This window comes from Mesorhizobium sp. M0293 (assembly GCF_040321735.1).
Taxonomy (GTDB): domain Bacteria; phylum Pseudomonadota; class Alphaproteobacteria; order Rhizobiales; family Rhizobiaceae; genus Mesorhizobium.
The window spans coordinates 1-15808 of record NZ_JAMYSA010000125.1 but is presented as its reverse complement, the minus strand read 5'-3'; the positions used below and the strand labels follow the sequence as shown (position 1 = coordinate 15808).

The following is a 15808-nucleotide window of genomic DNA, read 5'->3' as shown; positions in this document are numbered from 1 at the left end:
GCGTCGGCGCGCTGCTGGGTTCGATTTCGGCAGGTAGCGCGACCGCTGCTCCGGCTACCAAGCCGCAAGCGGTGTCGCAGGCCTCGTCGCCGGATGCGGCATCGACCGGCAAGCAGGCCGCGGCCGAGACCGCCAAGATCGCCGGCGATGCCGGCCCGGTCGAGCCGCGCAGCATGCCGCCGGCGCCAGCGGCCGCGAAACTGATCGCCGAAAGCAATCTCTCGGTCGACCAGATCTCCGGTTCCGGCAAGCGCGGCCAGGTGCTGAAGGGCGACGTGCTCGACGCGATCTCCAAGGGTGCGCCGTCGCAGCCGGCCGAGACGCCCAAGGCCGCACCGGCCCCGGTTGCCGTGCGGGCGCCGTCCTCGGGTGACGACGCATCGCGCGAGGAACGCGTGCGCATGACCAAGCTGCGCCAGACCATCGCGCGCCGCCTCAAGGAAGCGCAGTCGACCGCCGCCATGCTGACCACCTTCAACGAGGTCGACATGTCAGCGGTGATGGCGCTGCGCACCAAATACAAGGACGTGTTCGAGAAGAAGCATGGCGTGAAGCTCGGCTTCATGGGCTTCTTCACCAAGGCCGTCACCCACGCGCTGAAGGAAATCCCCTCCGTCAACGCCGAGATCGACGGCACCGACATCATCTTCAAGAACTACGCCCATATCGGCGTCGCGGTCGGCACGGAAAAGGGCTTGGTCGTGCCGGTGGTGCGCGATGCCGACCAGATGTCCATCGCCGAGATCGAGAAGGACATCGGCAGGCTGGGCATCGCCGCGCGCGACGGCAAGCTGTCGGTCGCGGATATGCAGGGCGGCACGTTTACGATTTCCAATGGTGGCGTTTACGGGTCGCTGATGTCGACGCCGATCCTCAACGCGCCGCAGTCGGGCATCCTCGGCATGCACAAGATCCAGGACCGGCCTGTCGTGGTCGGTGGCCAGATCGTCATCAGGCCGATGATGTACCTGGCGCTCAGCTACGATCACCGTATCGTCGACGGCAAGGAAGCGGTGACGTTCCTCGTGCGCGTCAAGGAAAGCCTGGAGGATCCGGAACGGCTGGTGCTGGATCTGTGAAGTCTGGTGCTGATCCGGCTGTTTGAATGCGTGCCGAGGAAGGGATCTGCGCGGCAGAATGACGACCCGTTCCCTTAGCCTTTCCAAGGTGCCTTCGATCGCATCGATCGCGGTCGGCATGCTGCTGGCGGCCGTCGGCGCCCATGCCGCCTGCCCGATCGAGCTCGCCGTCTATGGCGATGCCCAAAGCGGCAGCGAGATCGATTTTACCCCGACCGGCACTTCGGCGACCGTCACCAACACGTTCCGCATGATCCTCGACAACAATGTGGTGCTGAACGGCATCGTCATGTGGAACGAGGGCGTGTCGCGGCCGAATGGCGCGCTGATGTACAAATGCCCCGAGGGCGACGTTACCGGCGAGGAGCTTGCCGCCTGTACGCCCTGGCATGGCGTCATCTACACGTCGGATGACAGGGGCAGCATCGGACTGCTGCCGGCCGAAGGCGTCGGGGCGCCGAAGATGCTGATCCTGCCGGATCTCGGGCCGTCGTTGCGCCAATCCAGCGCCTATGGCGGCAGCGGGTTTTCGAAAGTGCCGTGGGATGTGTTTGCCTTGAAGGGATGCCAGGAATGAGCGGGTCGCAAAAGGTGTTGCTGGTCACCGGCGGCAGCCGCGGCATTGGCGCCGCGATCTGCCGGCTCGCATCGAAGGCCGGTTACCGACTGGGGATCAACTATGCTGCGAATCAGGATGCCGCCAATGCCCTGGTCGCCGAGATCGAGGCCGCCGGCGGCGACGCGATCGCTGTCAGGGCCGATGTCGGCAGCGAGGCCGAAATCGTGGCCATGTTCGAGACCGTAGATCGCGCCTATGGCCGGCTCGATGCCTTCGTCAACAATGCCGGCATCGTTGACGTCAAGGCGCGCGTCGACGAAATGGATGTCGCGCGGCTGGAGCGCATGATGCGCATCAATGTCGTCGGCTCGTTCCTCTGCGCCCGCGAGGCGGTCAAGCGCATGTCGACCCGCCACGGCGGGTCGGGCGGATCCATCGTCAACATCTCGTCGGCGGCAGCGACATTGGGCTCGCCGGGCGAATTTGTCGACTATGCCGCCTCCAAGGGTGCCATCGACACTTTTACCATCGGGCTTGCCCGTGAGGTCGCGCTGGAAGGCATCCGTGTCAATGCGGTGCGGCCGGGACTCATCGATACCGAGATCCATGCCTCCGGCGGGCAGCCGGACAGGATAGAACGGTTCCGCGATATACTGCCGATGAAAAGAGCGGGCACCGCGAATGAAGTCGCGGGTGCGGTTCTCTATCTCCTATCCGATGCCGCGTCCTATACGACAGGCGCGATCCTGAATGTCAGCGGCGGCCGCTGAGCCCCAATCAAGAAGGACAGTATCATGGCTTATGACGTCGTTATCATCGGATCGGGACCAGGCGGCTATGTCTGCGCCATCAAGGCGGCGCAACTCGGCTTGAAGACGGCTGTGATCGAGAAGAACGCGACCTTCGGCGGCACTTGCCTCAACATCGGTTGCATCCCGTCCAAGGCGCTACTCCATGCCTCCGAGATGTTCGCCGAGGCCGGCCATTCCTTCGACACGCTCGGCGTCGAGATCTCAGCGCCGAAATTGAACCTGAAGAAGATGATGGCGCACAAAGACGCGACGGTTTCTTCGAACGTCAACGGCGTCGCCTTCCTGTTCAAGAAGAACAAGATCGATAGTTTTCGCGGCACCGGCAAGGTGGTCGCGGCCGGCAAGGTCTCGGTGACCGGCGAGGACGGCAAGGTCGAGGAGATCGAGACGAAGAACATCGTCATCGCCACCGGCTCGGATGTCGCCGGCATTCCCGGCGTCAAGGTCGACATCGACGAGAAGGTGGTCGTGTCGTCGACCGGGGCGCTGTCATTGGACAAGGTTCCCGGCCATCTGGTGGTGGTCGGCGGCGGTGTCATCGGGCTCGAACTCGGCTCGGTGTGGGCGCGGCTCGGCGCCAAGGTCACCGTGGTCGAATTCCTCGACACCATCCTGGGCGGCATGGACGGCGAGGTCTCCAAGCAGTTCCAGCGCTTGCTTTCAAAGCAGGGTTTCGAGTTCAAGCTCGGTGCCAAGGTAACCGGCGTCGCCAAGGCCAAGAAGGGGGCGACCGTCACTTTCGAGCCGGTCAAGGGCGGTGCCGCCGAGACCATCGAGGCCGACGCGGTGCTGATTTCGACGGGACGCCGCGCCTTTTCCGACAGCCTCGGGCTGAAGGAAGCCGGCGTCGAGGTCGACGATCGCGGCCGGGTGAAGACCGATGGCCATCTGCGGACCAATGTTCCCGGCATCTATGCCATAGGTGATGTCATTGCCGGGCCGATGCTGGCGCACAAGGCCGAGGACGAAGGCGTGGCGGTGGCGGAAACCATTGCCGGCCAGGCTGGCCATGTGAATTATGATGTCATTCCGAGCGTCGTCTACACCAGCCCGGAAATCGCCTCGGTCGGCAAGACCGAGGAAGAGCTGAAGAACGCCGGTATCGGCTACAAGGTCGGAAAGTTCCCGTTCAGCGCTAATGGCCGGGCGCGCGCCATGCTGCACACCGACGGTTTTGTGAAGATCCTCGCCGACAAGACGAGCGATCGCGTTCTCGGCGTCCATATCGTCGGCTTCGGCGCCGGCGAGATGATCCACGAGGCGGCGGTGCTGATGGAGTTCGGTGGCTCGTCCGAGGATCTCGCCCGCACCTGCCACGCGCATCCGACGATGTCGGAGGCGGTCAAGGAGGCGGCGCTCGCGACGTTCTTCAAGCCGATCCACATCTAAAGCCCTCTCATAAACTCCACTCTGGCCGCCACCCGGCGAGGTTTCTCCGCTTTCACAGCGCTCCGGTTTTCGAAAACCACACCGGCTGACTCACCGGAGCGAGTTTCTGGAAAGGCCTTTCGGCCGACATCGCCCAAAACAAAACGGCCCGCCTTTCAGCGGGCCGTTTGTATTTAATATCGGGCCGATTTATTGGGCCGGGGCTGGAGCCGGCGCTGGGGCTGGAGCTGGTGCCGGAGCGGGCGCTGGTGCTGGTGCTGGTGCCGGGGCCGGTTCTGCGGGTGCCGGGGCAGGTGCTGGCGCAGGTTCGGCCGGCTTCATTGGTTCTGCCGGAGCGGGCGCTGGGGCCGGTGTGCTGGCCGCCGGCGGCTCGGCGGGTGTCGGATGCTCACCACCACTTCTTCCGAAAACATAATACGCGACAACCGCAAGAATAACGACGACCAGCGCAATCAGCCAACCACTACCGCCGCCGCCGCCACTTGGCCTCGGAGCGTTGGTGGACGAATTGAACGGGTCGTTTGGATTCGGTGCGTTCGCCATAAAAGTGTCCTCCGTGGATGAAAGATATCAATCAACACCAATCAACGCGCAATCATCGAACTGGTTTCACGCTAGGGTTGGAAAACGCCAAAAACAAGGACAATCCTGCCTTTCCGGAGCCTGAATGGCGTCGTTTCGCCACGCAGCGCACCAAGTTTGTGCCTGCTATGGTCGAATCAGAGGATTTTGCCGTGATGAATCGCACAGCGCAGGTTGTCCCGAATCACTACGAGGCTCTTGCTGGGGCCCAGTTCGCCGACCGCTATGTGCTGATCACCGAAGGTCTTTCGTTGACCGCACTCGGTGCCGCCGAACGGGCTTTGGGGCGAACGCCGCGATGGGTCGGCTGGCTCACGGCGCTGCGCAATCTTGTCGTCAGGCCGTTCCGGCTGAAAACGGGCCTCGAACCTGCCGTGTTGCCGTTCGGCCGGATCGGAATATTTCCGCTCCTCAGCCAGTTTCCCGGCAAGGTCGTGCTTGGCCTCGACGACCGGCATCTCGATTTCCGGGTCCTGGTCGAAGTCAGGGATCTCGGCATGGGTCGTCAGGAGGTGGCCGCAACGACGGTCGTCAAGACGCACAATTGGCTCGGGCGCGCCTATCTCGCGATCATCATGCCGTTTCACCGGATCATCGTTCCGGCGATGCTGGCTCAGCTCCTGGTCAAGTAAAGCTAAAGTCCGACAGGCGTGACGGTATAGCCGGCCTTGCGGAAATCCTCGACCAGGCCTTCGGGGCCGGGAAGATGGAGAGCGCCGACCGCCATGAAGGCATTGCCCCTGGCAAGGATCGGCCCGGCATGCTCGACCATCACCTTGTTGCGGCTGGTGATCATGGTTTCCTCGAACGCCGCATAGCCTGCGGGGTCGTCCTGCCCTTCTGGCATAGCGGCACGAAACAGCGGCCAGAACATGCCGGTGTCGCCGCGCTGGTAGAGCACGATCATGGTTTCGTTGATGTCGTTGACCTTGTCGCCGAGTTTCAGCGTGTCGACCAGGCCCTTCATGTGAAAGGCAAGCGGCAGCGAGGCCATGGCGCGCAGCTGGCTTTCAGCCGTCTCCAATCCTTCCACTGGCTTGCCGGCAGCCTTTGCACCCTCCGCCAGCTTGACGTCGAGCACCGGCGCGCCGCCGGACTGGCGGGCGAGTTCGCAGGCCGGCAGTGCCATCATGGCCGAGAGCATCCACGGCTTCATCTTGGCAACCGTCGCCGGCGGGATGCCGCGTGCGTCGAGCGCGGTGTTCATGGCCGCCGCATCGTCGGGCGACAGCAGCGACGCCAGCGTCGTGCTATCGGTGAACATCATCAGGTCCGGCTCCTTGAGCATCGCGACCATCATCTTCTGCTTGTCGAGCACGTCGGTGGTTTCGATGACGATGGTGCCGGCGGCGTCATAAGCCTTCTGCGCGTCCGCTGGCAGCGTGGTGACGCGCGGGTCGGTCATGTGCATGGTGCCGAACAGGAAGGATGGTTTTTCGCCCGGCTTTTCCAGCTTCCACAACAGGCCCTTGCCGTTCGGCGTCGCGGCCGCTTCGGCCTCGATCTTGCGGTAGGTCGCCGGATCGTTCTTCTGCAACGCCGACAGCATGTCGGCGCCGCTGCAGGTCGGGATTTCCGCATGCGCCCTGCCGGCCGCGAACAGCAAGACGGCAAGGAACGACAGGAAAAACAGGACGTTGAGCGCAACAAGCAGCTTCAGCGAGACGTGAGCTGCACGGTCGGCGATGGCGATGACGCGTTTCATGGTTCCGTTCTAGGACTGAAAAGCGGCAAAACGGTTAACCTGCACGGCGAAATTGAAGGGTTTATGCCCGTGGATGCGCCGATTCGTAGATTTCAAGTAGCCGCGCCGTGTCGACGCCGGTGTAGATCTGCGTCGTCGACAGGCTGGCGTGGCCCAAGAGTTCCTGGATGGTGCGCAGGTCGCCGCCGCGGCCGAGCAGATGGGTGGCGAAGGAATGGCGCAGTGCATGCGGCGTCGCTGTGTCGGGCAGGTTCAGCGCCGAGCGCAGCCTGGCCATGTCGCGCTGAACGATGGCCGGGTTGAGCGGGCCGCCGCGCGCGCCGCGAAACAACAGGCCCTTCGGGTCGAGGTGATAGGGGCAGAGCCGGCGGTATTCGGCAATCGCCCGCAGCGCTACCGGCAGCACCGGCACCAGCCGCGTCTTGCCGCCCTTGCCGGTGACGCGCAGCACGGTGTCGGTCGCCGACGCCAGATCGGCGCCGGCCAGACCGAGGGCCTCGGAAATGCGCAGGCCGGAGCCGTAGAGCAGCGTCAGCACGGCGGCGTTGCGGGCAGCGATCCAGGGTTCTTCCGCCAATTGGCCCTCGACGGAGACGATATGCCTGGCGTCGCTCGCCGTCAGCGGCTTGGGCAGCGATTTGGGCTGTCGCGGCGCGCGAAGGGCTGCCGCACCTGCCGCATTGGCAAGGCCGCGCCGCTCGAGGAAACGCAGCAGCGAGCGGATGCCGGCCAGCCCGCGGCCGAGCGTGCGGGCGCCGGCACCGGCATTGCGCCGCGCCGCGAGGAAGCCGCGCAGATCGGCCGGGCGCAGATTGGCGATGTCCGAAATGCCAGGCGAGCCGCCGCAGTGGCCGGTGAGGAAATGCAGGAATTGCCTGACGTCGCGCTCATAGGCTTCCACCGTCTCAGGTGACAGCCGACGTTCTCGCGCGAGCATCTTCAGCCAGCTTTCGCGCGCCGCCTGGAGATCGGGTTTAGCCGGGATGAGGAATTCCTGCATGGCGTGCTTCCAATTCCCTACCATTTTCCGACAGCCGGGTTAGGAAGCGGTGAAGAGGTGTCATTGAAAAGATGCCCGGCGGGGGCTAGGAGATCGTCGATTGGTGACACAAACCTTGGTGATTGGCTGAAACGCCAGGTCCCTTCGTCATCCTGGGGCGGAGCAGGAGCGAAGCGACGTCGCGGAGACTCCGGGATCCATGCCGTGACCTGTGTGCGCCGCTGCGTTACAAGTCTGATAACTTTGCGATGGAGACCACGCGAAGTGCCTGCAAATACAGAGTTGGCAGGAATGAGGCCCTTTCTGAACTGCCGTGTTTTTTGGTCGCCGTAACGGAATGGATCCTCGGGTCTGCGCAGCCGCTTCGCGCCTGCTCCGCCCGTGGATGACGAAGGTAAAAGCGCCATGAGCAAGCCCCAGAACCCTGTCCAGATGGCCGTGATCGGCGCCGCCCACGGCATCAAGGGCGAATTGCGGGTGAAGACCTTTACCGGTGAGCCGCTGGCGCTGGCCGACTACGGCCCGCTCTATGCCAGGGACGGTCGCGTCTTCCAGATCATCGACATCAGGCCCGCCAACACGGTCGTCGTGGTCCGCTTCAAGGGCATTGCCGACCGCAACGCGGCCGAGGCGCTGCCCGGCACCGAGCTGTTTGTCGATCGTTCGATGCTCCCGGATGACGGCGAAGCAGACGAATTCTATCATGCCGATCTCGTCGGCCTGGAAGTCCGGGACGACACGGGTGCCGCGCTCGGCAAGGTAGTCGCGGTGCATAATTTCGGCGGCGGCGACATTCTCGATGTGACGCTGGGCGGGCGCAAGGGCGTGCTGATCCCGTTCACGCAGGCCGCCGTGCCGCAGGTGTCGGTCGCCGAGGGTTTTGTCCGCGTCGATCCAGCATCCGCCGGGCTTGTCGACGACGAGGATGGTGATGGCCCGCGCGAAGAAGACTTCGACCCGAAGGGCAGGCCGCGCGGACCGAGCGACGCCGGGGGCAACCGGTGAGTTTTTTCGCCTCCGTGCTGACACTCTATCCCGAAATGTTCCCGGGCGCGCTCGGCCTGTCGCTGGCTGGGCGGGCGCTCGAGGCCGGCACATGGTCGCTGGAGGCGATCCAGATCCGCGACTTCGCCACCGACCGCCATCGCACCGTCGATGACACGCCGGCCGGCGGCGGCGCCGGCATGGTGATGCGTGCCGATGTTTTGGCGAAAGCCATCGACCATACGTCGCCGCCGGGCGACGCACGGCCACGGCTGTTGATGAGCCCGCGCGGCAAACCGCTGACCCAAGAGCGCGTGCGAGAACTGGCCGCCGGGCCGGGCGCCGTCATCCTGTGCGGGCGTTTCGAAGGCGTCGACCAGCGGGTGATCGACGCGCGGGGATTGGAGGAAGTCTCCATCGGCGATTTCATCCTCTCGGGCGGCGAACCGGCGGCGCTGGTGCTACTCGATGCCGTGGTGCGGCTGTTGCCCGGCGTGATGGGCAATGCGGTGTCAGGCGAGGAAGAGAGTTTCGAAAACGGCCTGCTCGAACATCCGCACTACACGCGGCCGCAGGAGTTTGAGGGCCGCGAGATTCCCGAGGTGCTGATTTCGGGCAATCACAAGAAGATCGCCGCATGGCGGCGGGCTGCGTCGGAATTGTTGACGAAAGAGCGGCGGCCGGACCTGTTTGAAACCGGCAAAAACAGCAATGGCTAAGGAGAGCCTGTGTGTGGGCAAGTGCTCTCCCGTCTCCGACTATCCGCCAAATTAGCCTAATAAAGTGCATTGTATGCACTTTATGATTGATTTAGTGCGTGAATTGCACTAAATTTCTTATCAGGTGGGCCAAATGCCGACAATCGCCACATTCGACGGGATAAAGATCCAGGTCTTTGCAGACCATAACCCGCCGCATTTCCATGCGGTCAAGGCAGAATTTGAAGTCCTGATAAGCATCGGATCGTGGGAGATACTTCAGGGCTCGATGCGCCGGAGTGATCTCGATGCTGTCATGGACTGGGCAAAGACGCATGAAACGGAGCTTCGCAATGAGTGGAGACGTATCAATGGATAACGGGATCGTCACGAAGGGCCGTCCGCTTCCTCGGATTGCGGCCGCCACCATTATTGACAATCGTCGAGTCCGCGTGACCTGGCGAAACGGCAATTCAGTAACTGTGGATTTGGCCCCGGTCCTTAATAGTCACCGCCACTTTATTCCCCTTCGAACAGACGAAGAAAATTTTGCCACGATGAGAGTAAATGACGAAGGCACGGCGCTCGAATGGGATGGCGGGATAGAGCTTTCCGCAGTTTGGATTGCCACTCTTCCCCCCGTGGGAATGGAGAACGGAGAGTTCCGCCAAATCATGGACAAGCTATCGTACTCGCTCGACGGGATGGCGCTGCAACTCGACGTTTCTCGACGCCTGATCGCAATGTACAGGGGGTCAACTCCAATCCCGAATTCTATAGCTTTGGCTGCTCGATATCTGGCTGAAAAGGCAGATAAACGATGAAGTTATCCGCCCTGTTAGACTGTCTCGATCGATATTTACCATCGAGCAAGTCGATTCCTGCGGCGTTTCGAAATCGGAATGATTCGGCTCAGCCTTTTGTGAAATAATAGAAGGCCAAAAAGAGACCGACGGCGACGACGAAGCCGCGCACCGCGTTCCGTGGCACACGCTTGGCGATCCAGACGCCGGCATAACCGCCCAGCGCGCCGCCCGGTATCATGATGATCGCCTGCGGCCAGGCGATAACACCGCCCGAGACGAAGACGACGATCGCCACCGCAGCAATGACCATGGCCAGCATGTTCTTCAGCGCGTTCAGCCGGTGATAGTCACCGGCTTGCGTCAGGCCGAGCGTCGCCAGCATCATCACGCCCATGCCGGCGCCGAAGAAGCCGCCATAGATGGCGGTGAGAAACTGCGCCAGCGAACCCATCAGCGAGCCCACGGCCGCTTCATGCTCCGGTTTCGGCGCCGGCTTCAGCCACGGTCCCGCGGCGAACAATGCGGTTGCGCCTAACAGCAGCCACGGCACCAGGGCGCGAAACGACGGATTGTCGAGCGCCAGCAGAATTAGCGCACCGGCCAGCGCGCCTGCGGCCGAGATCAGGCAGAGCAGCAGCGCACCGCGCCAGAAATGCCTGATGTCGGCTGAGTAGGCGAGCGTCGAGGTGATGTAGCCTGGAAACTGCGTCACCGAGGAGGTGGCGTTGGCGACGATCGGCGGCAGGCCGACCAATGTCATGGCGCCGAAGGTTATGAAGGTGCCGCCACCGGCGACCGCATTGGCGGCGCCTGACAGAAAGCCCGCCAGGAACAGCAGGATGGCATCGAAGACAGACATGGAATGCGGCCGCTCAAAGACTGTGTTGTTTCAGGCTTAGAAAGCCTGAAGGACCGGCGCAACCCGGCACGGCAAGATTGCGATGAGGCCATCCGCGCAAAAAAGACTCAGGCGCAGGCGTGACAAAGCGCTGAAATAGCTGTATGTGCCCGCCCGTACTGGCAAGAAAACTCTGCCGGACCCGTCAACAATGACGGTGTAGTCGCCCCTGCCCGATGTTTCAAAGACAGATGTCTCGAACAAAGGGCATAGCCGAGCGGTCAATGGAACTGCAAGGCGAGTGTCGGACGCTCTGACTGTCGGAAGAACAAGAAGTGGACTATTGAGATGGATATTCTCCGTCAGCTCGAGGCCGAACAGGCCGCCAAGATCGAAGCCAAGCGCAAGCTTCCCGAATTCCAGCCCGGCGACACCGTGCGCGTCCAGGTCCGCGTGACCGAAGGCACCCGCACCCGCGTCCAGGCTTATGAGGGCGTCGTCATCGCCCGCGCCGGCGCCGGTTTCCAGGAGAACTTCACCGTCCGCAAGATTTCCTACGGCGAAGGCGTCGAGCGCGTGTTCCCGGTCTATTCGCCGATGGTCGAGGGCGTCGAGATCGTTCGTCGCGGCAAAGTGCGTCGCGCCAAGCTCTACTACCTGCGCGATCGTCGCGGCAAGTCGGCCCGTATCTCGGAAAACACCGGCGTGCGCGCCCGCAAGCTGAACGATGAGGAGCGCGATGCGCTGAACGCTGAGAAGGCTCGCATCGAGGCTGAGAAGGTGGCAGCCGCCGAGGCTCTGGCCGCCGAGAAGGCCGCTCAGGACGCCGCCGAGAAGAAGGCCGCCGCCGAGGCCGCTGAAGCCGCCAAGGCAGCAGAAGCAGCCACCGCCGAATAAGATTTTCGTCAAGCATGTTCAAAAAGGCGGCTTCGGCCGCCTTTTTTCGTTTCCGGAGAACGGTTGGGCTTGGCAGGAAATTCGCGGTTGACTCCATTTATATCGTGTACTAAGCAATCGTGCACGATTTAAATGGAGAAGCGAAATGCCTGCACTGTATTCCACCCAAGCCCGTGCCGTCGGCGGCCGCGCCGGCCATGTCCAGAGCGATGATGGCTTGCTCAGCCTCGACCTTGCCATGCCCAAGGAGCTAGGCGGCAAGGGCGGCGCCACCAATCCCGAGCAGCTTTTCGCCGCCGGCTATGCCGCCTGCTTCGAAAGCGCCATGCGCTTCATCGCCGGCAAGCAGAAACTGCCGCTGCAGGACGCCTCGGTGACGGCCAATGTCAGCCTGCACACGAATGCGCAGGGCGGATTTGTGCTTGGCGTTTCCCTCGCGGCGGAAACGAAAGGTCTTGATCAAACGGCGGCGGAAGCGCTTGTATCGGCGGCGCATCAGGTTTGCCCCTATTCCAACGCCATCAAGGGCAACATCGAAGTGGCGCTTTCGGCAAAGGCGCTTCCGGCAAAGGCAGCATGACCGCGGAAACGATAACCATGTCCACACATACCCCGGCGCAATTCGCCGGGGTGGCAAAACTCGACCAGCAGCTCTGCTTCGCGCTCTATTCGGCAAGTGGGCTGATGACGCGGCTGTATCGGCCGTTGCTCGATCCACTCGGCCTTACCTATCCGCAATATCTGGCCATGCTGGCGCTGTGGGAGCGCGCGCCGAGCACGGTGGGCGAGCTTGGCGAAGCACTCGGGCTGGATTCGGCGACACTGACGCCGCTGCTCAAGCGGCTGGAGGCAGGCGGCCTGGTCACGCGCCGTCGCGACCCAGCCGATGAGCGCCGGGTTCTGGTCGAGCCGACGGCGAAGGGCCAGGCACTGCGCGAGCAGGCCGTAAGCGTGCCGGCGGCGATGCTGTGCAACCTGCCGCTGGACGCCGACGAGTTGAAATCCCTGCACCACACCCTGACGCGGTTCGTCTCCGGCTTGCGCAAGGCGGACCCCGGCACCGCGAACCAGAGCTGATCGCCGTCGCGGCACTGTTCCTTCTGGAATTGCGGGATTGAAGGTATTGGATCCGCTTTCGTGTGCACTGACGCAGCGGAGCGTCTTGCATGACGCTTGCGGAAAGCTAAAGTCGGCGCCGGATTTTCCTGCAAGCCCGGCCATGCCCGGGTCATCAATTCCCGGGGAGTGTGTCATGACCAAATCGAAACTGCTGCTGGCGGGCCTGCTTGCCCTCGCCCTGGCGCCCGTTGCCGCCATCGCGCAGGCGCTTCCCGATCTCGGCGGCAAGAAGGTGGTGGTGGTCACCGAAAACGCCTATCCGCCGCTGCAGTTCATCGACGCCAAAACCGGCAAGCAGATCGGCTGGGAATATGACGCGATGAACGAGATCGCCAAGCGGCTCAATTTCACGGTCGAGTACCAGAACACCTCTTGGGACGCGATGATCCAGGCGGTTTCCGACAACCAGTACAACATCGGCATGACCGGCATCACCATCAAGGACGACCGCAAGGAAAAGGTGGATTTCTCCGACCCCTATATGCGCTCGGAACAGTTCATGCTGGTGCGCGGCGACGAAAGCCGCTTCACCGACGCCAAGACCTTCGGCGCCTTCAAGGACGGGCTGGTCGGCGCGCAGGCCGGCACCACGCCCTTCTACACCGCCGTCTACAGTGTGCTCGACGGCAATGAGCAGAACCCGCGCATCAAGCTGTTCGAGACGTTTGGTGCGACGGTGCAGGCGCTGAAGTCCGGCGACGTCGATGTCGTGCTGACCGACGGCACCGCAGGCAAAGGCTATGTCGATGCTTCCGAAGGCAAGCTGAAGTTGATCGGCGGACCGCTCGGCACCGAGGATTTTGGCTTTATCTTCCCGAAGGGTTCGGATTTGGTGAAGCCAGTCAACGCGGCCATCGCGGCGCTCAAGGCGGACGGGACGCTCGATGCGCTGAACAAGAAATGGTTCCTTGACTACAAGATGGGGCAGTAGGCCCTGTTGTCGCTTTCGTCAGTCGCAAACGCCGATAAACAGGCGTGGTTGGCAAAGCTGCCAATCTCCCCCCTTGCGGGGGAGATGCCCGGCAGGGCAGAGGGGGGTGTGAAGGATCGCGACGTTTCGATCTCGAGCTTTTCCAAAGAGAATCCAGGCAGAGGCCGTGGCTGTGATCGGTTGACAGGCTGGAGGGACAGCACCCCCCTCTGTCCTGCCGGACATCTCCCCCGCAAGGGGGGAGATTGGCTGCTCTTGCGAAGGCAGCCGTTCACCAGCGTTGGGAATTGATGCCCCCTGCCTCAACCTCCAAAGCCGACTTCCCTTGGTGGCTCGTCGTTGCCGTAACCATCGCGATCGCGGTGGCCGTCTTCGTCGCCACCAGCAAACTCTATACCCAGGTTTTCGCCACCGTCGCCAAGGGCATCGGCATCACCATCTTCGTCACCGTGATCGCCTTCGTGCTGGCGTCAGTCATTGGCCTCGGCGTTGCACTGATGGGAATGTCGGGTTCACGTTTGATGCGCCAGATCGCGCGCTTCTATGTCGAGATCATCCGCGGCGTGCCGATCCTGGTGCTGTTGTTCTGGATCGCCTTTGCCGGTGCTCCGGCTTTCGTCGCGGGCTGGAACGCGCTGACCGCGCCGCTGCAGAGTGCCGGCCTGTTCGGCGAGCTGCTGGTGCGCGACGTGTCGCTGTTGTGGCGCGCCATCATGGCGCTGACCATCGGCTATTCGGCCTTCATCTCGGAGGTCTTCCGGGCCGGCATCCAGTCGGTAGAGAAAGGCCAGATCGAGGCGGCGAAGGCACTCGGGCTGAGCCGCGCGCAACGCTTCCGGCTGATCGTGTTTCCGCAAGCGATCCGCACCATCCTGCCGCCGCTCGGCAATGATTTCGTTGCTCTGGTCAAGGATTCCTCGCTGGTCTCGGTGCTCGGCGTGGCCGACATCACCCAGATGGGCAAGGTCTACGCTGCCGGCTCGTTCCGCTTCTTCGAGACCTATTCGATAACAGCCTATATCTATCTCATCCTCACCGTCGGCCTGTCGCTGGCGCTGCGGGCGCTGGAACGGCGACTGCGCCGTCAGCACGAGGAATAGTTTTTCGGCGAAGACAGCGTTACGATCCCCGGTGTTCTCGTTGAGGAGGTCCCATGATCGTCGACAAAGCCAATGCGGCGCTGGATTCCGTCTACACGGCCGATACGCCGGAAGCATTGGCTGAGGCGTATGCCGCATGGGCCGCGACCTATGACAGCGAAACCGCGTCGCTCGGCTATCTCCTGCCGTTTCTGATCACCGCCTGGGTGGCGCGCCATGTGCCGGCGGGCGATGGATCGTTGCTCGATGCCGGCTGCGGCACCGGCCTGTCGGGTCCGTCGCTGAAGGCGCTGGGCTACCACGACATTGCCGGGCTCGACCTTTCCGACGACATGCTGAAGATCGCCGGCAGCCTCAATGCCTATAGCGAGTTGAAGCAGGCGATGCTCGGCGGTCCGCTGCCGTGGCCGGATGGCCATTTCCGCGCCTTCTTCTCGACCGGCGTGTTCACCATCAGCCATGCGCCGGCGTCTGGTCTGCATGAGTTGGTGCGCATCACCCGAAAGGGCGGGCATGCGATCTTCACCGTGCGCGACCAGGTGTTTGAGAACGGCGGCTTTCAGGTCGTGTTCGACGAACTGGAACAGATGAAAAAATGGCGGCCGGTCGAGCAAAGCCCATGGTTCCGCTGCTATGCGATCGCCGAGCCGGATGCGTTGGTGAAGACGTTTGTGTTCGAAATCCTGTAGCGGAGTGAAGCCTGGTCTTAGACATCCAAGCACCTAGCGGCTGGAACTATGTGCAAGTAAGAGCGTTGCGAAAGCGTGGGGTTGCGCCCGGCCTCATTGCGAAAGCGGGCTATGGCGCGGCCAGTCATTCCGCGCAGGAGGAGGGTTGAATGGCGTCCGTCCGTTATATCGTTGCAGACGTAGACAAGGCGGTACAATTTTACCGAGACAATCTCGAATTCAAGATCGAAATGCACAATCCCGGCAAGTTCGCAGCGCTGCTTCTCGATGATCTTACCCTGTATCTCAGCGCTCCAGGTGCGGGAAGCGGTGGTCAGGCCGGAGGTGATCCGGAGCCAGGCGGGTGGAACAGGTTCATGGTCGTAACCAAGGGGCTGGATGACCTGATCAACCGGTTGCGCGCGGCCGACGCGACGTTCCGCGGGAACATCAGCGATGGCGGTGCGGGCCGGGCTATTCTGCTTGAAGATCCATCGGGCAACGTTATCGAGCTGTTCGAATTCAAGAAGGACAGACAGTGATCTCCCCATTTCGTGCAGGACTGTCCGGGGAAAGTTATTCATATATGAAGGCCATCTGATTGAGGGAGGATCGGTCTCTTGGTCGGCTCGGATTGACCG

The 15808-nt window shown here is 62.6% G+C and carries 19 protein-coding genes; 16 read left to right on the top strand and 3 right to left on the bottom strand.

What is annotated here, in order from left to right:
- From odhB to NKJ06_RS29930, 5 genes are all read left to right on the top strand, one after another.
- Positions 1–1079: 2-oxoglutarate dehydrogenase complex dihydrolipoyllysine-residue succinyltransferase (gene odhB, locus NKJ06_RS29950; RefSeq protein WP_352811661.1), on the top strand; the 1079-nt coding region annotated here is incomplete at its 5' end.
- Between the two features lie 58 nt (positions 1080–1137).
- Positions 1138–1656 carry a hypothetical protein gene (locus NKJ06_RS29945; protein ID WP_352630771.1) on the top strand — a complete coding sequence of 173 codons (519 nt, stop codon included), beginning with the start codon at positions 1138–1140 and terminating at the stop codon, positions 1654–1656.
- Entirely contained in the window at positions 1653–2408 is a 756-nt protein-coding gene (locus NKJ06_RS29940; protein WP_352630773.1) for an SDR family oxidoreductase, read from the top strand. Before NKJ06_RS29945 ends, NKJ06_RS29940 begins: the two co-directional genes overlap by 4 nt.
- Before the next feature lie 24 nt (positions 2409–2432).
- Positions 2433–3839, top strand: coding sequence for a dihydrolipoyl dehydrogenase (lpdA, locus tag NKJ06_RS29935; protein WP_352630775.1), 1407 nt, complete (start codon positions 2433–2435; stop codon positions 3837–3839).
- 737 nt (positions 3840–4576) lie between these two features.
- Positions 4577–5053, top strand: a complete 477-nt coding sequence (locus NKJ06_RS29930) for a DUF2867 domain-containing protein (protein ID WP_352630777.1) — start codon at positions 4577–4579, stop codon at positions 5051–5053.
- 2 nt (positions 5054–5055) lie between these two features.
- On the opposite strand, the gene NKJ06_RS29925 is transcribed toward NKJ06_RS29930, so the two are convergent.
- Positions 5056–6126 carry a TraB/GumN family protein gene (locus tag NKJ06_RS29925; RefSeq protein WP_352811660.1) on the bottom strand — a complete coding sequence of 357 codons (1071 nt, stop codon included), beginning with the start codon at positions 6124–6126 and terminating at the stop codon, positions 5056–5058.
- Between the two features lie 61 nt (positions 6127–6187).
- Positions 6188–7126 (bottom strand): tyrosine recombinase XerC, encoded by a 939-nt coding sequence (locus NKJ06_RS29920; RefSeq protein ID WP_352630780.1) that lies wholly within the window; start codon positions 7124–7126, stop codon positions 6188–6190.
- A gap of 405 nt (positions 7127–7531) precedes the next feature.
- Between NKJ06_RS29920 and rimM the strand changes: the two genes are divergently transcribed.
- The 4 genes from rimM to NKJ06_RS29900 all read left to right on the top strand — a co-directional run bounded on the left by rimM (position 7532) and on the right by NKJ06_RS29900 (position 9632).
- Positions 7532–8131 (top strand): ribosome maturation factor RimM, encoded by a 600-nt coding sequence (rimM, locus tag NKJ06_RS29915; RefSeq protein WP_352811658.1) that lies wholly within the window; start codon positions 7532–7534, stop codon positions 8129–8131.
- Positions 8128–8829, top strand: coding sequence for a tRNA (guanosine(37)-N1)-methyltransferase TrmD (trmD, locus tag NKJ06_RS29910; protein ID WP_352630785.1), 702 nt, complete (start codon positions 8128–8130; stop codon positions 8827–8829). The genes rimM and trmD overlap by 4 nt, the downstream gene beginning before the upstream one ends.
- Positions 8830–8962: 133 nt before the next feature.
- The gene (locus NKJ06_RS29905) at positions 8963–9187 is read left to right on the top strand and encodes a DUF4160 domain-containing protein (protein ID WP_352630787.1); all 225 of its coding nucleotides are present in this window, start codon (positions 8963–8965) and stop codon (positions 9185–9187) included.
- Complete coding sequence (locus tag NKJ06_RS29900; RefSeq protein ID WP_352630788.1) at positions 9180–9632, top strand: DUF2442 domain-containing protein; 453 nt, start codon at positions 9180–9182, stop codon at positions 9630–9632. Before NKJ06_RS29905 ends, NKJ06_RS29900 begins: the two co-directional genes overlap by 8 nt.
- A gap of 88 nt (positions 9633–9720) precedes the next feature.
- Here NKJ06_RS29900 and NKJ06_RS29895 read toward each other — a convergent pair whose 3' ends face one another.
- Positions 9721–10473 (bottom strand): sulfite exporter TauE/SafE family protein, encoded by a 753-nt coding sequence (locus NKJ06_RS29895; RefSeq protein WP_352630790.1) that lies wholly within the window; start codon positions 10471–10473, stop codon positions 9721–9723.
- 327 nt (positions 10474–10800) lie between these two features.
- On the opposite strand from NKJ06_RS29895, the gene rplS reads away from it, so the two are divergent.
- The 7 genes from rplS (at position 10801) to NKJ06_RS29860 (ending at position 15709) form a co-directional block, all read left to right on the top strand.
- Positions 10801–11349, top strand: coding sequence for a 50S ribosomal protein L19 (rplS, locus tag NKJ06_RS29890; RefSeq protein WP_023760967.1), 549 nt, complete (start codon positions 10801–10803; stop codon positions 11347–11349).
- Positions 11350–11494: 145 nt separating this feature from the next.
- Positions 11495–11929, top strand: coding sequence for an organic hydroperoxide resistance protein (locus NKJ06_RS29885; RefSeq protein WP_352630792.1), 435 nt, complete (start codon positions 11495–11497; stop codon positions 11927–11929).
- Positions 11926–12426, top strand: a complete 501-nt coding sequence (locus NKJ06_RS29880) for a MarR family winged helix-turn-helix transcriptional regulator (RefSeq protein ID WP_502905656.1) — start codon at positions 11926–11928, stop codon at positions 12424–12426. Before NKJ06_RS29885 ends, NKJ06_RS29880 begins: the two co-directional genes overlap by 4 nt.
- A 175-nt stretch (positions 12427–12601) precedes the next feature.
- On the top strand, positions 12602–13399 hold the full coding sequence (locus NKJ06_RS29875) for a transporter substrate-binding domain-containing protein (protein WP_352630796.1): 798 nt from the start codon (positions 12602–12604) through the stop codon (positions 13397–13399).
- Between the two features lie 290 nt (positions 13400–13689).
- Positions 13690–14499: an amino acid ABC transporter permease gene (locus NKJ06_RS29870; protein WP_352630799.1), complete on the top strand. Its 810-nt coding sequence runs from the start codon at positions 13690–13692 to the stop codon at positions 14497–14499.
- 53 nt (positions 14500–14552) lie between these two features.
- Complete coding sequence (locus NKJ06_RS29865; RefSeq protein ID WP_352630801.1) at positions 14553–15188, top strand: class I SAM-dependent DNA methyltransferase; 636 nt, start codon at positions 14553–14555, stop codon at positions 15186–15188.
- Between the two features lie 149 nt (positions 15189–15337).
- Positions 15338–15709 (top strand): VOC family protein, encoded by a 372-nt coding sequence (locus NKJ06_RS29860; RefSeq protein ID WP_352630803.1) that lies wholly within the window; start codon positions 15338–15340, stop codon positions 15707–15709.
- Positions 15710–15808 lie beyond the last annotated feature (99 nt).

What these genes read in the sequence shown, in the direction of transcription:
- NKJ06_RS29945 (WP_352630771.1), top strand. Translation starts at nt 1,138, where the DNA reads ATGACGACCCGTTCCCTTAGCCTTTCCAAGGTGCCTTCGATCGCATCG.
- NKJ06_RS29940 (WP_352630773.1), top strand. Translation starts at nt 1,653, where the DNA reads ATGAGCGGGTCGCAAAAGGTGTTGCTGGTCACCGGCGGCAGCCGCGGC.
- lpdA (WP_352630775.1), top strand. Translation starts at nt 2,433, where the DNA reads ATGGCTTATGACGTCGTTATCATCGGATCGGGACCAGGCGGCTATGTC.
- NKJ06_RS29930 (WP_352630777.1), top strand. Translation starts at nt 4,577, where the DNA reads ATGAATCGCACAGCGCAGGTTGTCCCGAATCACTACGAGGCTCTTGCT.
- NKJ06_RS29925 (WP_352811660.1), bottom strand. Translation starts at nt 6,126, where the DNA reads ATGAAACGCGTCATCGCCATCGCCGACCGTGCAGCTCACGTCTCGCTG.
- NKJ06_RS29920 (WP_352630780.1), bottom strand. Translation starts at nt 7,126, where the DNA reads ATGCAGGAATTCCTCATCCCGGCTAAACCCGATCTCCAGGCGGCGCGC.
- rimM (WP_352811658.1), top strand. Translation starts at nt 7,532, where the DNA reads ATGAGCAAGCCCCAGAACCCTGTCCAGATGGCCGTGATCGGCGCCGCC.
- NKJ06_RS29905 (WP_352630787.1), top strand. Translation starts at nt 8,963, where the DNA reads ATGCCGACAATCGCCACATTCGACGGGATAAAGATCCAGGTCTTTGCA.
- NKJ06_RS29900 (WP_352630788.1), top strand. Translation starts at nt 9,180, where the DNA reads ATGGATAACGGGATCGTCACGAAGGGCCGTCCGCTTCCTCGGATTGCG.
- NKJ06_RS29895 (WP_352630790.1), bottom strand. Translation starts at nt 10,473, where the DNA reads ATGTCTGTCTTCGATGCCATCCTGCTGTTCCTGGCGGGCTTTCTGTCA.
- rplS (WP_023760967.1), top strand. Translation starts at nt 10,801, where the DNA reads ATGGATATTCTCCGTCAGCTCGAGGCCGAACAGGCCGCCAAGATCGAA.
- NKJ06_RS29885 (WP_352630792.1), top strand. Translation starts at nt 11,495, where the DNA reads ATGCCTGCACTGTATTCCACCCAAGCCCGTGCCGTCGGCGGCCGCGCC.
- NKJ06_RS29880 (WP_502905656.1), top strand. Translation starts at nt 11,926, where the DNA reads ATGACCGCGGAAACGATAACCATGTCCACACATACCCCGGCGCAATTC.
- NKJ06_RS29875 (WP_352630796.1), top strand. Translation starts at nt 12,602, where the DNA reads ATGACCAAATCGAAACTGCTGCTGGCGGGCCTGCTTGCCCTCGCCCTG.
- NKJ06_RS29870 (WP_352630799.1), top strand. Translation starts at nt 13,690, where the DNA reads ATGCCCCCTGCCTCAACCTCCAAAGCCGACTTCCCTTGGTGGCTCGTC.
- NKJ06_RS29865 (WP_352630801.1), top strand. Translation starts at nt 14,553, where the DNA reads ATGATCGTCGACAAAGCCAATGCGGCGCTGGATTCCGTCTACACGGCC.
- NKJ06_RS29860 (WP_352630803.1), top strand. Translation starts at nt 15,338, where the DNA reads ATGGCGTCCGTCCGTTATATCGTTGCAGACGTAGACAAGGCGGTACAA.